Consider the following 17,059-nt stretch of genomic DNA (forward strand, 5'->3'; position numbering starts at 1 on the left):
GAACGATACCATGAGCCACACATTGCTGGTGACCGACGATTCGATGATCGTGCGCGAGATGATCAAGGACTTGGCGGCCGAAGCAGGTTGGAACGTCGTTGGCGAAGCTGTCAACGGCCAGCAGGCGATCGACAAATATCGCGAGCTGCGCCCCGATGCGATGACGCTGGATTTGGTCATGCCCGAGTACGACGGTTTGCACGCGTTGCGCGGCGTTCGCGAACTTGATCCGCACGCCAAGGTATTGGTTGTCAGCGCGATTGACCAGACCGACGTGCTTCAGGAAGCGGTCAAGCTTGGCGCCGCCGATTTTATCGTCAAGCCGTTCGACAAGCGACGCGCTCAGCGCGCCCTCTCCATCCTGTTTGGCGACGAGCCAATTGTTCTTCACAAGACGGCCGTCGCCGCTGGAGAAATCGCATGAGCTGGTCCAATTCTTTGCCGTCCGAAAACGCCATCCTGCTGCAAAGCGGCACCAACGAAGTCGAGGTGCTGGTCTTCCGCGTGGGAGAATTCACGCTGGGGATCAACGTCGCGAAGGTGCGGGAAGTTCTGTCTTCCCCTCCCGTGACCGCCCTGCCCGACTCGCATCCATCGATTTGCGGTTGCTTCCGGCTTCGGGATTCGGTGATTCCTTGCTTGTCGCTCCACCAACATCTGGACGAGCCGCCCTCCTGCCCGCCGGAAGAAGCCGTCGTGATTCTCACCGAGTTCAATCAACACCAAATTGGATTCCTCGTCGACGTCGTGGAGCGGATCCACCGCATTAGTTGGACCCAAGTCATGGCCGCTCCCTCGATCGTCGCCCAATCGAAGGCGCCGGTGACCGCCGTGAGCCAGATCGACGGTCGTTTGATACTGATGCTCGACTTCGAGATGATCGCCGATCAAGTCGCCCTCGGCGAGCCGAAAGGCGATGCAATCGCCAATGAGCTCGGCGTCGATCGCGCGGGGCAGCGGGTGGCTATCGCCGACGACTCCGCCACGGCGCGGAAAGCCGTGGAAAATACGCTCCGCTGCAGCGGCTATCAGGACCTGCACATTTTTGAGAACGGCGCCGAGGCTTGGAATTGGCTGGCCGCATCGGCCGACAATCGACAAGGACGCCCGCCGATTGACCTGCTCATCAGCGACGTTGAAATGCCGCAGGTCGACGGCTTCCATCTCACGAAGCGCATCAAGGATCATCCACAGCTGCGCGAGATTCCCGTGCTGCTCTATTCGTCGATCCTCACGCCCGACAACGCCAAGAAGGGGAAGGCGGTCTCGGCCGACGCGCAGATCGCCAAACCGGAGTTGCATCGCGTCGTCGAGATGGCGGACAAGCTGATCTTCGCGGCCATGGAGAAGAAGAGCACGACACGCGACGACGTACCGACGGCACGAGAAGCAGAGCTGTCCCCCGTGTGATGTGCGGAGGAGCGGCGAGTCAGGGCCATGATTGCCTGCGAGTTGGTCGCTAGTCCAGCTCGACCTCCGCGTTTCAAGTAGCGACCAAGTGCGTCCTGAAGTTTAGAAGCCAGTTGCCATGTCACGCAAACCAATCCGCGTTCTGGTGATCGACGACTCGCCGCTGGTGCGCGAGCTTATCGTCGACTCGCTCCTAGCTCAGTGCGGCTTCGAGATCGCGGGCGTCGCGGCGGATGGCTTTCAGGGGCTGCAGTTGCTTGAGGAACTTCAGCCAGACGTGGTGACGCTCGACTTACAGATGCCCGGCAAAGACGGTCTGACGACGCTCGAGGAGATTTTGCAGAGGCGGCCAACTCCGGTAATCGTCGTGAGTGCGCTGACCCAACGGGCCGCCGAGTCGGCTGTTGACGCGCTGCAGCGCGGAGCAATGGATTACGTCGCCAAGCCGGAAGGAATGGCCGCGATGCGGAAGTCATTCGGCGAGGAGTTGCCGGCGAAAATCCGGAACATGGTCGGAGTCGACGTCGCTCACGTGTTGCAGCTGCGCAGGGCGCGTGCCGAGCGACGCCAATTGCCGGTGGCGCGGCTCGATGACGGCTCCCAGCGCCGCTGCGCGGCCAGCTGCGTTGCCATCGGCGTTTCGACCGGAGGACCGCCAGCGCTGGCGAGATTATTTGCGGCGCTGGCGCCGCCGCTGCCGCCGATCGTCGTTGTGCAGCACATGCCGGAAATGTTTACTCGGTCATTCGCCGAGCGCCTCAATTCGCTCTCTCCGTTGACGGTGAAAGAGGCTGAGGAGGGCGACGTCTTGCAGCCAAATTGTGCTTACGTGGCGCCGGGCGGGAAGCAGCTAAGGATTCGCCGGCGCGGCGAGTCGCGCATCATCGAGATCTTCGACGGCGAGTTCGTCAGCGGTCACAAGCCATCGGTCGACGTCATGATGTCGAGCGTCGCCGCGGTTTACGGCGATCGCTGCGTCGGCGTCATCATGACCGGCATGGGACGCGATGGCGCCGACGGCTGCGGAGCGATCCGGGCGGCCGGCGGGTTCGTGCTCGGGCAGGACGAAGAGTCATCCGACGTCTACGGGATGAACAAAGTCGCCTGGGTGGAAGGAAACGTCGATTTACAGACTTCGCTCGACCACATGCCGGAGGCGATCGTGGTACGCGTTGGCCAGTTGCCAGGACCGCGCAAGCCGGTTGTGCCGTTTGTCGCGGATGCGATTCGTTAGGCATCGAGATCGGCGTCGTCGGCGGAACGACCTAGAGTTTCTAATTGCGTGTCCGTAGCGTTCGCCGCCGAAAACATTGGTTTCCATCACATCTCACCGGAGATCGCTGTCGTTCGCCTCGAGCGTACGGCCGCGCAAACCTTATGTCCTATCAGCCGATCAAAGTTGAGTTCGTTAACCCGTTCCTCGACGCCACGTCGGCCGTCTTTCGGACGATGCTCAACACTGAGCTGAAGCGAGGCGCCCTCTACTTGCGCCAAGGGATGACCCTGTCGCACGAAATCAGCGGTATTATTGGTCTCTCTGGCAAGGCGAAGGGAACCGTGCTGATTGGCATGAACTCTGACTTCGCGATTGCCGTGACCGACAAGCTGCTGGGCGAGAAGCCCGATGGCCTCACGCCCGAAGTCATCGACGCCGTGGGCGAACTGGCCAACATGGTCGCCGGCGGCGCCAAGACTCGGCTTGAAGAGCTCAACATGAGCATCAGCCTGCCGAGCGTGATCGCGGGCAAGAATCACACGGTATCGTTCCCGTCGGGGGCGGTGCCGATTGGGATTCCGTTCGAATCAGAGCTAGGTGCTTTTTCGGTTGAGGTGAGCCTCGTCGAGGTCGCTTAGCGGCGGGCCGGCCAGCTTGGCCGCGATGGCTCGGACGCTCGAATCGAAAAGCATTTTCAACCGTGTCAGTACGACTGACGATAGGCCCATCGGCTGCGGGCGCGATGCATGGCGGCAGGCACGCCTGCGAGCATGAGCAGCACCAACGTGCCAGGCTCGGGAATGGCAGCGACATTGATGGTGAACTGCAGAACGTTGTTGTTGTAGGAGAAGACGCCGTCAAAGCCGTTGCCGTTGGTGTAAGTGAACGCGTCGATGGGGATCGTCGATGCGTCGAACTTGATCAAGTCGTAAGTCGTGCCCACGCGCCAATCGCGGTTTACGAAGGTGAAAGCGTAGCTGGTGGAGAACCCCTCCAATTGGACTGCGTCGAGGAGGTCGGACTGAGCAGGCGTGGGCCCGAGGTCGAACACGAGGGCGCCGGACGTCCAGAGCAGATCGGCGACCGTGAGAGTTCCGGCCGAGTTGCCGGGTGAAAGCGTGCCGCCGTTAAGGGCTACGTCCCCCACGATGCCGCTGCCGCCAAGCGTGGCGCTGGGGTTGACCCACGCAGAGCCCAGACCGAACGAGAGGGAGCCATTAACCAGAAGCGTTCCCGCGTTTACCGTCGTCCCGCCGATAAAAGCTGTCTGACCAGACAGCGTCAGGACGCCGCTCGATTCCTTCACGAGGCCGCCGTTGCCGGCGATATTGCCGGCGAAGTTGCCGGAGTTGACGATCAGCATGGTCGAAAATGCGGTTCCTGTATTGACCGTGCCCTCCCCGAACAGCGCGTTAACGCCGCCGGTGGCGAGGTGATCCTGGAAATCCAGCGTAGCGCCGGAAGCCACCGTGGTTGCGGACGCGATCGAGGTGATGAATTCGAGGCCGCTGTTTTCGGCAACCAGCGTACCAGCGGCCACGTTGAGTGAGGCGTCGCCGGGTAGCGCCACTGCCCCCGTTGGCGCGAAGACGACGTCGCCGGTTTGCCCACTGCTGCCGACCTGCATCGTTGAGCCGTCAACGAGCAGGAAATCGAGCGGCGCGAGCGTGAGCGTCTGGTTGGGAGCTGCCGAGAAGACTCCGGTCTGGCCGGCGGTCACTGAAATCAGTTGAATGCCGTCGTTGAGATCGCCCGACAGGGTTACCGCGTCAATGGCGCGCAGCTCTCCGGACCCCAGGGCGACGTCTCCGGTTCCGAGCGCGGCGCTGTTGGTGAGTTCGAGCAACCCGCCGGTGATTTTCGTGCCGCCCTGATAGGTGTTCGCCGTCGTCAATCGGAGCCGGCCGGCGCCAGCTTTAGTTAGGCCGCCTGCTCCGCTCAGGATCGTCGGGATCTGCGCGTTGCCGCCCTGCGTGTCGATTGTCAGGCCCCCGGCCCCCAAGACTGCCGCATCAGCTGCGAAGCCGTCGATGAGCAGCGTGTCGACGACCGACGAGCCTCCCCGCAGTTTCAACTGGGCGCCGGAGAAAGAGACCGTCCCGCTCCCGCCACCCTGAAGAATATTGACCGTAGTGAGGGTCGAATCCACGACGCTGAGCAGACCGGTGACGTTCGCGCTGGCCCCCAGTTCGATCGCACCCGCCGTCACGTTCGCACCATTGCTTGCGTAAAACTCTCCGCCGTTGCCTTCGACGCCAATGGTCAGCGTCTGTCCGGTGGTCCAGGTTGAATTGGCGACTTTGACAACGCCCGTCGAATGTCCGGAGAGCCCGACTTGGGACCATTTCGAGGAGATCTCGCCGCCGGTCATCGAAAGTTCCGCATTCCCATTGACGCCGACCGCCAGCGTGTTGGACATGAACCAGGAACCGCCAGTGAAGTTGACTTTGCCCTCGCCAATAGCTTCCTGACTGATGTAACCGCTCTCGCTGTGGATGACGCCTTGCGACCCGATGTTCAGCGTTCCTTCGCCGGACGCTCCCACGAAGATGGCTTGCGTGTTGGTCCATGTGCCGTCGAGCACGTTGATGGTTCCCGTCGAACCCGATGCAAAGCCCATGTTGCCTTTGTCGGTGTTTAGAGCTGCTCCCCCTTCGAGCGTGAACGTGCCGGCGCCGCTAGCGCCGACATGGAGCTCGCCCGTCAGCGTCATGGCGCCGCCAGCGACGGTCGCCGAGCCAGTCGATCCGGCGTTCTGGGCGACAAACAGGTCCGGGGCGTTGAGGGTTGCGTTAGTCGTCTCAAGGGTTCCGTTGCCGGACGCACCAATGCTCACCGTTCCGCCGATCTGGGCGGACGCTGAATTCGTGAGCGTGAGCGTGCCGGTTCCAGCGCTACCGACGGTGAGATCCTGCTCGATCGTGAGAACGCCGCCGCTGGCGGATAAGTCGCCGACTGATCCGATGTTGGCAGCGATCAGGAGGTTATCAACCGACAACTGCGAGGTCGTGGCGTGTACTTCGCCCCAGCCACTGACCCCGACCGTGACGTCTCGCGGGTTGCCTTGATTCTCGGCCTTCCAGGTGCTGTTCGTGAGATTCACAATGCCATGCGAACCCGACGAGTAGCCGACATAGCCCGTGGTGCTCTGCAACGTCGAGCCGTTTTCCAAGGTCACGGTGGCGTTGCCCCCGTAGCCGAGGTAGACGGTAAAGGGGGACAAGTACGCGCCGCTGGCATTCACGGTTCCCGTCGCACCGGCAGCGTAGCCAGCCCAAAAATCGCCGGCCCCCAGCAATGCCTCCGACCCGATAGTAAGCGTCCCCGCTCCTTGGCGCCCGACGTAGAACTCGTTGGCGTCCAACTCGGTGTTGACGCCGGAGCCGATCTCCAGCGTGCCGGCGCCTCCCGATCCTAGAGTGACGTTGCCGACGGAAAACGAATTGCTTCCGGCGATCTGCGCCGTGCCTCCGTTGTTGATCAGAATCGACTCGCTACCCATCGGTACGCCGCCGCCGCTCCAGTTGGCGCCGTCGCCATAGTTGCCGACGCCGCCAATCCATGTGACGTCAGCCCGTGCTTGAGCGAGCGTCATCGAGAAGGTCGCCGCTAAGGCCAACACGCGAAGCGGCCAGCCGGCGGGCATGCAATTGAGTTCAACGCATCGGCGGAAATCTCGGGCAGTTCGTTGAAACATATGAATACGCGATGGGCGAAGTGGTGAAATGCGTCGTCACCCCGCTCGCTTGATTCGCTCCCGTACGAAGGTCCCGCGTCCTGTGCGTGACTTTAGCGGCGAGCGTGCATTAGCTTTGATCCGGAGGGACTTGCGCGGCGGGTGGGGAACAAGGGGCGGGAGTTCAAATCCTTTAAGAATTCAGAATAGTCAGTTAAAGCCAGTGGTCAATTTCCAACGGCTCCTACGGCAATTTCCGCCGGAAATCGGCGTAAACGGAAACAGCGTCGGCGCCTCGGCCGTAGGCGGGGCGTTGACCTGGTCGGCGATCCGTTTGGCTCTCGCCGGTGCATTACATGGACGAGCAGCTTGTACGACTGATCAAGGAACCCTGACGGCCGCTTCCGGCAAGGCGGCAGCACGCACAACGCGTCGAGTGCGAGTACGAGCGAGGCTGCGCGGCGAGCATGTTCCTGTTCGCCGAACCGCTGGCCTGCTGGAAGTACATCCTAGGGAAGACGCATGCTCTTCAGCGCGGATACGATCGCTGCGGCCTTGCTATAATGGCACGAGTCGAGAGGACGGACGGGCATTGATGCGAGCGCCCCTCGACTACTTTTCAGATTGCATGACTCTTCCCCCGATGACCACGCGAGTGGCGGCGTCGATGAATGGTTCGTTTCGATGTTGCCGCTTGGCGACACTCTTGGCACTGCAAGCGTGGACGATGCCAGCGGCGGACTGCCAAGACGGAGTGGCGTTCTTCGAGTCGAAGATTCGTCCGCTGTTGATTGAGCATTGCCTTGATTGCCATGGGGGATCTGAGCCAGAGGGCGGGCTGGCGCTCGACTCGCGCGCCGGTTGGGAGGAGGCGGGGGTTATCGAACCAGGTAAGCCGGAGGAGAGCTTGCTAATTGCCGCCGTGCGCTATAGCGACAAGTCGTTGGCGATGCCGCCGGACGGAGCGGGAGGAAAGTTGAGCGACGCGGAGATCGCAGCGCTGGAAGAATGGGTGGCGCTGGGAGCGCCCGATCCGCGCGGACCGGCGGCAGCTGTGCCAAGTGCAGGCGCCAGTGCGGCGACGGGGCCGAAGTTGCGTGGACGAAAATTTAAACTGAGCGACGCGGACCGTATGTACTGGGCCTTTCAACCAATCGAGCGGCCGGCGCTGCCGACGGTGAGTTCGCCGGAGGCGCGGCACCCGATCGATGCCCTTGTCCTGGCCAAGCTGGAAGAACACGGCCTATCGATGAGCCCGACGGCGCCGCCGCGGGAGCTAGTGCGGCGCGCGTACTTTGATTTATGGGGATTGCCGCCGAGCCCTGAGGAGGTGGCGGCCTTTGAGCAGAACCCAACCGAAGAGGAGTGGGATCGACTGGTCGACCGATTGCTCGCCTCGCCGCACTATGGCCAGCGTTGGGGACGGCATTGGCTCGATGTGGTCCGCTACGCCGAGAGCAACGGGTACGAGCGTGACGGCGAAAAGCCTAACGCATGGCGCTACCGTGATTACGTCATTGACGCGTTCAACGCCGACAAACCGTACGACCAGTTCGTGCGCGAGCAATTGGCGGGAGACGAGTTGGCGGAGGAATTGCTGAGCGGCGGGATAGAGGAAAGCGACTCTCGCCAGGCGTGGCGCGACGCGATCGTGGCAACAGGGTTCTATCGGCTCCATGTTTGGGATGACGAACCCGACAGCACGATCGTCGCCGAGTACGACGATCTCGACGACGTGATGGTGTCGACGGGGGCGGCGTTCTTGGGGCTCACCCTGGGATGCGCGCGGTGCCACGACCACAAGTTCGATCCGATCAGCCAGCGCGACTATTACTCGATGCTGAGTTTCTTCCGCGGCATCGACCCCTACGGTCAGAACAAGACGGGAGGCGGCGGGCGCGGGACGGGGCAAATCACGCGTCTGTTGGCGACGCCGGCGGAACTGGAGAGCTGGCAACGAGAACGGCAGCGGAGAATTGCCGAGTTGGAACGGCGACTTGCCGAAGCCAGCGCCGCGGCCGACGATGCGACGCCCGATGTCGCAACAAAGGAAGCCAATAACGCGGCGATCGAAGCGGAATTGAAGCAGGCGCGAGAGGCGACGCCGCCGTTTGATTCGGCGCTGGCGGCGGTGGAGTTGGGCCCCACGGCGAAGTCGACGCATGTCCTATCGCGAGGCGAACCGCAGTCGCCGCGGGAAGAAGTCTCGCCGGCGTTTCCCGAGGTCCTGGGACTGCCGGCGCCGGTAGTAGAAGTGACCTCTGCTGACGCCAAGTCGACTCGCCGGCGACGGGCCCTGGCCGAATGGGTTGCCGACGAAACGAATCCGCTCACGGCCCGCGTGATGGCGAATCGGATCTGGCGTCATCACTTTGGCGTGGGAATCGTGCCGACGCCGGATGATTTCGGACATACCGGACTGCCGCCAACGAACCAACCATTGTTGGATTATCTGGCGGCGGAGTTCATGGCGTCGGGATGGCGGATGAAGGAGTTGCACCGCTTGATCATGTCGAGCCGAACGTATCGGCAATCGTCGCGGGCGGAGAATCCGCAGGCGCTGGCGATCGACTCCGACAACGCGCTGCTATGGCGGCAGCGCCTGCGACGCGTCGATGCAGAAGTCATTCGCGATGCGATGCTTTCGGTAAGCGGCCAACTCAACACGAAGCAGGGCGGGCCGAGCGTGTTTCCGACCCTCTCGCAGGAAACGCACAGCGGGCAAGATGCGGCGGGCAAGGGCTGGCAAGATAGTCCGGCCGAGGAACAAAATCGTCGCAGCGTCTATCTGGCGGTGAAGCGGGGTTTGAAGATTCCGCTGCTGGAATCGCTCGACTTTGCCAATAGCACGTCCCCCGCCGGCATTCGGCCGGTGACGACGACCGCGCCCCAGGCGCTGATGTTGCTGAACGACCGGTTCGTCGAAGCACAAGCGACGGCGTTCGCCGCGCGGGTGGCGCAAGAGGGGGGCGGCGATTGTGCGGCGATGGTGACGCGGGCGTTTCAACTGGCGCTGCAACGCGACCCGAGCGCGTCGGAGCGCCTTGCAGTCGAGAGGTTGCTCGCCGATGATCGGCGGCTGGCGATAGGCGAGGGGATTGCCGACCCAGACGGCCGGGCCCTCGCAAGTTTCTGCCGCGGGCTGCTCAACGCGAACGAAATGATTTACGTCGACTAACGCATCCTCCAGCGGCTAGCAGCTATGAATCCGGCAGATCACATTGTGCAGCCCCGACGGCAATTCCTATGGGAGTTGGGCGCCGGTTTTGGCGGATTAGCGTTGAGTTCGCTGCTCGATAGGGATGGCTTTTTCTCGACACGGGCTACCGCCGCAGTAAAGTCAGACGCGTCGCCGTTGGAGCAGCGCTGCCCCGTTCTGCCGACGAAGGCGAAGTCGTGCATCTTCCTGTTCATGTTCGGCGGACCGTCGCAGGTCGACCTGTTCGACTACAAGCCTGAACTGCAGCGGCGCGACGGCCAGACGATCGACAACGAGTTTCGCCGCGGCGCCACAACGAAGGCGACGTTGCAGGCGAGCCGACGAACGTTCCGGCAGTATGGCGAGTCCGGGCAATGGTGCTCCGACGCGTTCCCGCACATCGCGCGACATATGGACAAGCTGGCCGTGGTGAAGTCGCTCTACAGCGACTCTTTTGCTCATGGCAGTGCCCTGTTGCAGATGAACAGCGGTCGCATTTTGCAGGGGCACCCATCGATCGGGGCGTGGATGAGCTACGGCCTCGGGACGTTGAATCAGAATCTGCCGAGTTACGTCGTGATGCTCGATCCGCGCGGCGGGCCCACGACAGGGCCGCCGAATTGGTCAAGCGGCTACATGCCGGCCGTGTACCAGGGGACGATCCTGCGAACGGCGGGAGAGCCAATTCTTAACCTCAAACCGTCCGACGGCTCAACGCGGGCGATGCAACGGCGGGAGATTGACTTCATCAACGAGTTGAACGCTGCGCATGAGGCGTCGCACCCTGGCTATTCAGAGTTGGCGGCCCGCATCTCAAGCTATGAACTGGCGTTCAACCTGCAGGCGACGGCCCCCGAGGCGCTCGACCTGACGCAAGAAGACCAACGGACGCTCGACCTCTACGGCGTCAACGAACCAAAGCCGCAGTGGCATTCGCTGGCGCAAGGCCCTGCGGCGTTCGGCCGACAGTGCCTCACCGCGCGGCGACTCGTGGAGCGCGGCGTGCGGTTCGTACAGCTTTACTCCGGCGGCGGCGGCGCGGGCGGGCAGAATACTTGGGACGGCCATCATGGAATCGAAGAGAATCTAAAAATCCACGCTCCCGAAGTCGACCGACCGATCGCCGCGCTGCTGGCCGACCTGGAGCAGCGCGGGCTGCTGGAGGAGACGCTCGTGGTGTGGGGGGGCGAGTTCGGGCGGATGCCTGTTTCGGAGACCTACAACACCGGAGGCAAACCTGGGGGGCGCGATCACAACCCGAAAGGGTTCACCTATTGGATGGCAGGCGCCGGCGTGAAGGGAGGCGTCAGCTACGGCGAGACCGACGAGCTGGGCGAGGCCGCCGTCGTGAACCCGCATCACCTGCGCGATTTGCACGCGACGATCTTGCACCTCATGGGATTGGATCATAAGAAGCTCACCTACTTCCATGGCGGATTGGAAGAGAAACTCACTGGCGTCGTGGACGCGAACGTCATCCGCGGCATTATTGCCTGAGTCACGGCGAGCGAACTTGTACCGGCGCTGGGATGCCTTTTACGGCTCAATGCGGCGAGTTATTTGAGCCATTCTGACAATCGCCTGACACGGCGCGCTCAATCACTTTCAGTTCAAGCAGGATGTCGGGCTGTAATTTGGCCCCTTCCGAACGTTGTTGACAGGCTTCCGGCGAGGTTTGTCAATCCAAGGGAATTCAAGGAAATCCTTGGCGGAAATTCGAACTTAATCCTGCTTCCACTGTTGAAGCAGCATCTGTCGGTGGTTGCTTCGCCACTCGAATTCCAAGGTTCTCTAAACTACCAGTCGCCCAATTTTGCAGTAGGGAAAGTGCACAATGTCTTCATCTTTCGCCAAATTCCGAGGTTTCATCCCGGTTCGCATGGGCAAATCGGCGCGCAGGTCATTGCCCCGCGCCGCGTCGATTGGCATGTGCAGTCTGTGCCTTTCGGCGGCGCCGCTTGCACCGGCCGCCATCTACGGGACGATGTCCAACTTCGACACCTACAACACGACTCCAGAGCCATCTGAAGGGGCGGAGATCGAGCTGGAAGGGTGCCACTCTTCAATGGTGTATAACACCTTTCCGGCGCACTATAACCACATGACGGTTACCGACTACGTCGATGGCGCCAACTTTGGGACGCGCATTCGGTTTGAAGACTACAACTTCAACACGGCCGTCACGAATGGTTCACTCAACCCAAATCCAAATCCGGCCAGCACCAACGGCCACGCATTGGTGAACACTGACGGCGGCGAACACTTTGGGTTCGCGGCGAACGAGCAGCCCAGCGCGATGAGGTTCTTCTGGTTGAATCGAACCCTCGATGGGCAGTACGAGCGCATCGGGAACGAACCGTTGGCAATTCCCAATCCGACCTGGAGCTTTGTCCCCGCGAACGGCGGCGGCGGCGCGCCCGAGGTGATCGCCGAGGTGAAGGTCCCCGAGCCGGCGGAGTTCCATGCTCTGAAGCCCGACTCCATTTGGATGAAGGTCTACAAGACAGAACTGAATCGCCCCGTGGAACTCGATGAATTGATGTCGGGAGACGATCCGGGCAACATCGTGCCGCAGGACGAAGCCGAGATCGAGTCTGAGTGGGAGTTGCTTGAGGGGGGCGTGATCAAGGCGCACGGCGGAAAGCTTGACGACAAGGACAGCAAGTCGATCGTTCGACGTTACGAGTTCTTCGCGTACACCGGCGCCGTCGACGAGGAGAATGAACCCATCACCGCATTCCTCGATCAGGATCTGCTGGAACCGCCGGCTGGGGAACTGGGCCACTTCATTGCAGCCAACATGGTCGCCGCCAATCTGGTAGCCGCGCCGTTGCTGCCTGGCGACTTTTCCGGCGACGGCGTCGTCGATGGGCAGGATTTACTGTTGTGGCAGACGGAATTCGGCGCCAACGCCGCCGGTTCCGCGGACGGTAATCTCGACGGCGTCGTTGATCAAGCCGACTTGACGATTTGGAGCGACAACTTCGGGGCGGTCGGGGCGGCAGCGGCAGCATCTGCGGTTCCGGAGCCGTCGTCGCTCGGACTGTTAGCAGGGACGTTCGCGGCGCTGTGGTTCCGGCGAAAATAGTACGCACTTCAAGCCGTCTGCGAACAAGCGTGACCAAGCACCGCAGCGGCGAAAATCGTTAGATAGAAAGTTGGCTTCTGTCGACGCGGCGGTTCATTCCCGTCGCGTCGACGTTTTCACGCGCCGTCCGTGACACGGTGCTGGACCCGCTCCGTTCATGTGCCAGGCCCAATTGCCTCTTCCGCATTGACGGTGAAGCCAAGAGGCGGCAGTCGAACGTATCTTGGCGCGCCCGATGCGCCGCGCCGGGCGAATAGTTCGCAAAGGCGGCTATTAGCACAGCATTGATTCGCAGTGAATCAATAGCCGCTCGGCGTATGCCGCACGATGCGGCATCGCGGCGTCGATGGCGATCAATCTGGCGAGTGAGAGCATCGTGTAGCCTGCAATCGATGGCTCGTGCTTTTCCGAACGGAGCGAGCAATAGGCGTCGACAAACGTCGCGGACGATGGAGTGAAGAAGTCCGGATCGTCATACTCGCGCAGGCCCATCTCGATGAGGTGGGCGACGAAGTTACCGACGTCTAGAGCCGGGTTGCCCATACAGTACAAGTCCAGATCGCACAGACAGACGTTCGTGCCGTCGACGATGACTTGATCCTGGTAGAAGTCACGGTGGATCGGCGTTGATCGGGTTACCGACAGATTTGCCGCGATGCGCTCGCACTTGGCGAGCACTGCCTCAAGACGATGCTTCCACTGCGGCCGGCTCGCTGTGAGCGCCTCCAGTCGGTCGCGAAGAATAGTGAGCTCGTCGTCTAACGAATGCCGGCGATCGGGAGGCGGTCCTTGCGTATGGAGCTTGGCAAGCGACGCCGCGATCCGGCCCGCGACGGCAGGACCATGCGGACCCGCCAACATCTCTGTTGCCACGGTACCGGACACCTTGCGCTGCAACCACATATTCCATTCATCGATGACGCCCAACGCCTCAGGAACATAAATTCCGTCGGCCGCATCCTGCTGGAATCCGGCGTCGTAGATCGAGCGTTGATTCTGAAAGTCTCGCCGGGCGACAGGGCGCCGGCTCATTTTTGCCAAGATCCCTTGCACTTGGCCGGTTGCCTGATCCTGCACGTCGTATTCAATGAGACAGCGTCTTCCGGGCTTGTGCCTGACGACGCGAAAGGCAACGACCGAAGTATTGGACCACCCCGTCGGCATCAAGCCGGCGGCCAACGCTGCAGTGACTTGGCGAGGGTTCGTCGCAGGTATCGCATTCGGCAAGGCGTCATCTGTGAGGACGGGATGATCACCGGGCGACGGAAGTTGTTCGAGACGAGCTCTCGGCGCGTTGTGTGCCGAGACGCCGCGACCAATCTGATCATGTGCCTTGCCGGCGCGGTTCAGGATCGCCTCGGTGAACATCGGCCAATGTGCTTGGCGTTGGCGGAATGGTTCAATTGCCAATTTCAGCAGTCCAAGCGCGACGTGCCGACTGATGCGGTCGTCATTGGGGAGTTGGCGAACTCGCTGATACCCTGCGAGCAGGTGGCTTCGCCAAAGATCAACTTCCGCCGGCAGTAGCCAGCCATTGAACGCTTCGCGCTCACAATGAGCGATAAAGTTGCCAAGGTCCCGAGCAGGATCGCCAATGCATGCGTTGTCGACGTCGAGCAGTACGATCTCATCATCAACCAGCACCTGATCGAGATGGAAATCGCCATGACAGACGCTCAGTTCGACATGCTGATCAGCGAGGCCGTCGGCAATGTCACGTGCCAATCGGGCGGCTCGCCGCGCTACGCTTGGTAGGACGTCGGCGATCGCTGCTATCGCACTTCTTGCTTCGGCGCTTGCGAGATCGGTTGGAGCAAATTGCAGTCGCCCGCACCGATGGGAATGAAGCGTCGCCAGCGTCGCCCCGACTCGCTCGGCGACGTCTGCGAGATCTCGTCGCTGGGCCATCACCTCCCGAAGTCGAACGCCAGTCACCCATTCGGAGAGAACATATCGTTGTTTCGGGCAGCGTTCCAGGCGCCGAGGCAAGCGAGCCCCGCGAACGTTCGCCAAGACTTTGGCGTTTCTTTGCGCTCGATCGTAGTCGCGGCCCGCATAGAGTTTCACGGCCGCCACGGGTTTCCCGGCGACCATGACCGCTCCGACGAACCGACGCTCTGGCTTGTAACGAAGAGCGTCGATGGAGAGTTCACCCGTCGGGATATGGTCGCCCCATTCCTTTTGCAGTCGGTCCGCCGGATTGAGCAGGTCGGCCAGACGGCCCAGTACGGCGTCTTGCGGAAATAAGTAGGCGACAACTCCCAGCGTACCGTCGACCATGACGCCCGATGAGTTTCTAGCCGATTGCAGCGCCGCTTTGCCGATTTTATGACTCGCATCGCCCGCGAAACCTTTGAAGTAAACGAAGGCAGGCGCGCCGTTGCCACGCGCGACGAATGAAGCCAAGCAACTCGTTCTCGGCTTGTATTTCAGGTAGTTCGGCTCTAGTGACGCGACTTCGAGCCACGGCGCTTGGCGCCTGAGCCATTGAAGTGCGCGACGTGGGTCCAACAACGTCGCCAGACCCGCGAAATCCAGTTCGCGAGCCACAATCGCCTCGTCTGCCCTGCCGTTTGCATTGCGTTGCATAGTGACCGACGAGTTGGCGCCCAGCTCATCGGCCGTATGCGACATACGTCTGTTCCCCTGTCTGACGCGAGGATGATTCATGCTGGAGGCGATAGCCATGAGCGTATGCGCCGGCAACTTCCATCAAGTCTGCGTGCGTTCCCTGTTCAATGATCCTCCCGCGATCGACCACGATGATCTCGTCAGAAGATGCGGCGCGACGGTAGTCATGCGTTGCAAGAATCGTCGTCCGACCGAGAGCCAGTCGCTCCAAAGCCTCGCTGACGCGATGTTCATTTCGTTGGTCCAGGCCGGTCGTGGGTTCGTCTAACAGCAGAATGGGCGTTTTGCGAATGGCGGCTCGCGCGATGGCGATCCGCTGTCGTTGGCCATGGGAGAGATTAACGCCGCGTTCGCCCAACGGAGTGGCGTACCCCTGCGGCAACCGGGAAACGAATGATTCGGCGTTGGCCAATTGGGCGGCGACGCGCACTTGCTCTGGAGTCGCGTCAGCGACGCCGAAAGCGATGTTCTGTTCGACGGTGGCCGCGAAGAGGATCGTATCCTGGAGCACCACTCCGATCTGGCTGCGGAGCGAAGTGAGCGTAAGGCTCCGAATATCGTGACCGTCAATCGTGATGCGCCCGTCATTTACATCGTACAGACGCAACAGCATGCTGATCAGCGTGCTCTTTCCGCTGCCGGAACTGCCAACGACGGCGATACGACGGCCGGGGCGAACTTCCAGATTGAGGTCCTCGAACAAGGGCCGATCCTGCGAATAGGCGAAGCGAACGTGCTCAAACTTGATAAGTCCGCGGAACGGCGGCGCGACGGACGCGTCCGGCAGATCTTTGACGTCTGGACTTCTCTCCAGAATGTCGACAATTCGCTCACCGGCGGCCACTGCCTTCGCCAGCCGACCGGCATACTTGGCGAAGTCCTGCAACGGCTGCATGGCCCGTTTCATGTAGGTTAGAAACAGCCACAATTCGCCGATGGACAACTCCGCCCTGAGCACCATCGAACCGCCGACCCACAAGACGAGCGCCGTGGCGAGGGCGACGAGAACATCGATCGACCGTTCCAGGCGAGCGGACAAGCGTTGAGTTTTCGCGCCCTCTCGCAGATCGTGACGATTGCTGCCCGCGAATTCCTCCTCGAACTTTGCTTCGAGAGAAAGAGCTTGAACTACTTTCACGGCAGCCATTGATTGGGCGACCGTGGCGGCCATTCGGCTTTCGCGGCTGCGTTGCTTGCGCGCGGCCTCGTGGATGCGGCGACCGATGCGCACCGTCGCGATGCCGGAGAGCGGCAACAAACTCAGGACGAGGAGGGTCAGCTTCCAGTTCATCGCGACCATAACGGCGAACATCGCCGCCAGCAGCATGAGGCTCGCCAATAGCGGCAACAGGGCGGTGACGGTGACGTCTCCCAGCATCTTGACGTCGCCGGTCACGCGCACCAGCAGATCCCCGCCGCGCGCTTGGTCATGAAATGACAACGAGAGCCGTTGGAGATGGCGGTAGAGATCAGTTCTGAGCCGCCCCATCACCCGATTGCTCGCGACAGCGAACCCGACTGTTCGCAGATAATCGAACATCGCCCGTAGGCCAGTGAGAAACACCAACGCGACGCCCGCAACGATCAGGACGGTCGTAGGCTCGAGGTGCGCGACGCTCGCCGCGAGAAAGCCGTTGCCGCGCGGCGATTCGCCGGCAATAAGGTCGAGCACGACCTTGATCGGCCAGGGTTCTATAACCCGCAAGAGCGTTGATAACACGAGCGCGGTGATGGCCGCACCGGCTAATCGCCGCTCGCGTAACACCTCTGGCGCGAAAACTTTGAGGACGCCGAAAAACCGGGGCGCACCGTCGCGGATATTTTTTGGTCGTGACATTT

At 61.6% G+C, this 17,059-nt stretch carries 10 protein-coding genes; 7 read left to right on the forward strand and 3 right to left on the reverse strand.

The annotated features are described in order from the left end of the window. The first annotated feature begins 10 nt into the window (after nt 1–10). The 4 genes from I41_RS03835 (at nt 11) to I41_RS03850 (ending at nt 3,264) form a co-directional block, all read left to right on the forward strand. Nucleotides 11–424, forward strand: coding sequence for a response regulator (locus I41_RS03835; RefSeq protein ID WP_145431066.1), 414 nt, complete (start codon nt 11–13; stop codon nt 422–424). Then, on the forward strand, nt 421–1,410 hold the full coding sequence (locus tag I41_RS03840) for a chemotaxis protein (protein ID WP_145431068.1): 990 nt from the start codon (nt 421–423) through the stop codon (nt 1,408–1,410). Before I41_RS03835 ends, I41_RS03840 begins: the two co-directional genes overlap by 4 nt. A 118-nt stretch (nt 1,411–1,528) precedes the next feature. Further along, a complete protein-coding gene (locus I41_RS03845) occupies nt 1,529–2,644 on the forward strand; it encodes a protein-glutamate methylesterase/protein-glutamine glutaminase (RefSeq protein ID WP_145431070.1) in 1,116 nt (371 codons plus the stop codon). Nucleotides 2,645–2,787: 143 nt separating this feature from the next. Beyond that, nucleotides 2,788–3,264: a chemotaxis protein CheX gene (locus tag I41_RS03850; protein WP_145431072.1), complete on the forward strand. Its 477-nt coding sequence runs from the start codon at nt 2,788–2,790 to the stop codon at nt 3,262–3,264. A 65-nt stretch (nt 3,265–3,329) separates the two neighbouring features. On the opposite strand, the gene I41_RS03855 is transcribed toward I41_RS03850, so the two are convergent. After that, nucleotides 3,330–6,272, reverse strand: coding sequence for a beta strand repeat-containing protein (locus I41_RS03855; protein WP_168206663.1), 2,943 nt, complete (start codon nt 6,270–6,272; stop codon nt 3,330–3,332). Nucleotides 6,273–6,996: 724 nt separating this feature from the next. Between I41_RS03855 and I41_RS03860 the strand changes: the two genes are divergently transcribed. From I41_RS03860 to I41_RS03870, 3 genes are all read left to right on the forward strand, one after another. Next, nucleotides 6,997–9,480, forward strand: coding sequence for a PSD1 and planctomycete cytochrome C domain-containing protein (locus tag I41_RS03860; protein WP_168206664.1), 2,484 nt, complete (start codon nt 6,997–6,999; stop codon nt 9,478–9,480). 24 nt (nt 9,481–9,504) lie between these two features. Beyond that, complete coding sequence (locus tag I41_RS03865; RefSeq protein WP_145431078.1) at nt 9,505–10,998, forward strand: DUF1501 domain-containing protein; 1,494 nt, start codon at nt 9,505–9,507, stop codon at nt 10,996–10,998. A gap of 337 nt (nt 10,999–11,335) precedes the next feature. Further along, complete coding sequence (locus I41_RS03870; protein WP_145431080.1) at nt 11,336–12,589, forward strand: PEP-CTERM sorting domain-containing protein; 1,254 nt, start codon at nt 11,336–11,338, stop codon at nt 12,587–12,589. Between the two features lie 273 nt (nt 12,590–12,862). Here I41_RS03870 and I41_RS03875 read toward each other — a convergent pair whose 3' ends face one another. Together I41_RS03875 and I41_RS03880 are read right to left on the reverse strand one after the other, a co-directional pair. Continuing rightward, on the reverse strand, nt 12,863–15,223 hold the full coding sequence (locus I41_RS03875) for a phosphotransferase family protein (RefSeq protein ID WP_145431082.1): 2,361 nt from the start codon (nt 15,221–15,223) through the stop codon (nt 12,863–12,865). Next, nucleotides 15,204–17,057 carry an ABC transporter ATP-binding protein gene (locus I41_RS03880; RefSeq protein WP_145431084.1) on the reverse strand — a complete coding sequence of 618 codons (1,854 nt, stop codon included), beginning with the start codon at nt 17,055–17,057 and terminating at the stop codon, nt 15,204–15,206. The genes I41_RS03875 and I41_RS03880 overlap by 20 nt, the downstream gene beginning before the upstream one ends. Between the last annotated feature and the right edge of the window lie 2 nt (nt 17,058–17,059).

The organism is Lacipirellula limnantheis, from assembly GCF_007746075.1.
Taxonomy (GTDB): Bacteria; Planctomycetota; Planctomycetia; order Pirellulales; family Lacipirellulaceae; genus Lacipirellula; species Lacipirellula limnantheis.

Excerpts from the sequence above, each read along its gene's own strand:
- I41_RS03835 (WP_145431066.1), top strand. The coding sequence starts at position 11 with ATGAGCCACACATTGCTGGTGACCGACGATTCGATGATCGTGCGCGAG.
- I41_RS03840 (WP_145431068.1), top strand. The coding sequence starts at position 421 with ATGAGCTGGTCCAATTCTTTGCCGTCCGAAAACGCCATCCTGCTGCAA.
- I41_RS03845 (WP_145431070.1), top strand. The coding sequence starts at position 1,529 with ATGTCACGCAAACCAATCCGCGTTCTGGTGATCGACGACTCGCCGCTG.
- I41_RS03850 (WP_145431072.1), top strand. The coding sequence starts at position 2,788 with ATGTCCTATCAGCCGATCAAAGTTGAGTTCGTTAACCCGTTCCTCGAC.
- I41_RS03855 (WP_168206663.1), bottom strand. The coding sequence starts at position 6,272 with ATGCCCGCCGGCTGGCCGCTTCGCGTGTTGGCCTTAGCGGCGACCTTC.
- I41_RS03865 (WP_145431078.1), top strand. The coding sequence starts at position 9,505 with ATGAATCCGGCAGATCACATTGTGCAGCCCCGACGGCAATTCCTATGG.
- I41_RS03870 (WP_145431080.1), top strand. The coding sequence starts at position 11,336 with ATGTCTTCATCTTTCGCCAAATTCCGAGGTTTCATCCCGGTTCGCATG.
- I41_RS03875 (WP_145431082.1), bottom strand. The coding sequence starts at position 15,223 with ATGTCGCATACGGCCGATGAGCTGGGCGCCAACTCGTCGGTCACTATG.
- I41_RS03880 (WP_145431084.1), bottom strand. The coding sequence starts at position 17,057 with ATGTCACGACCAAAAAATATCCGCGACGGTGCGCCCCGGTTTTTCGGC.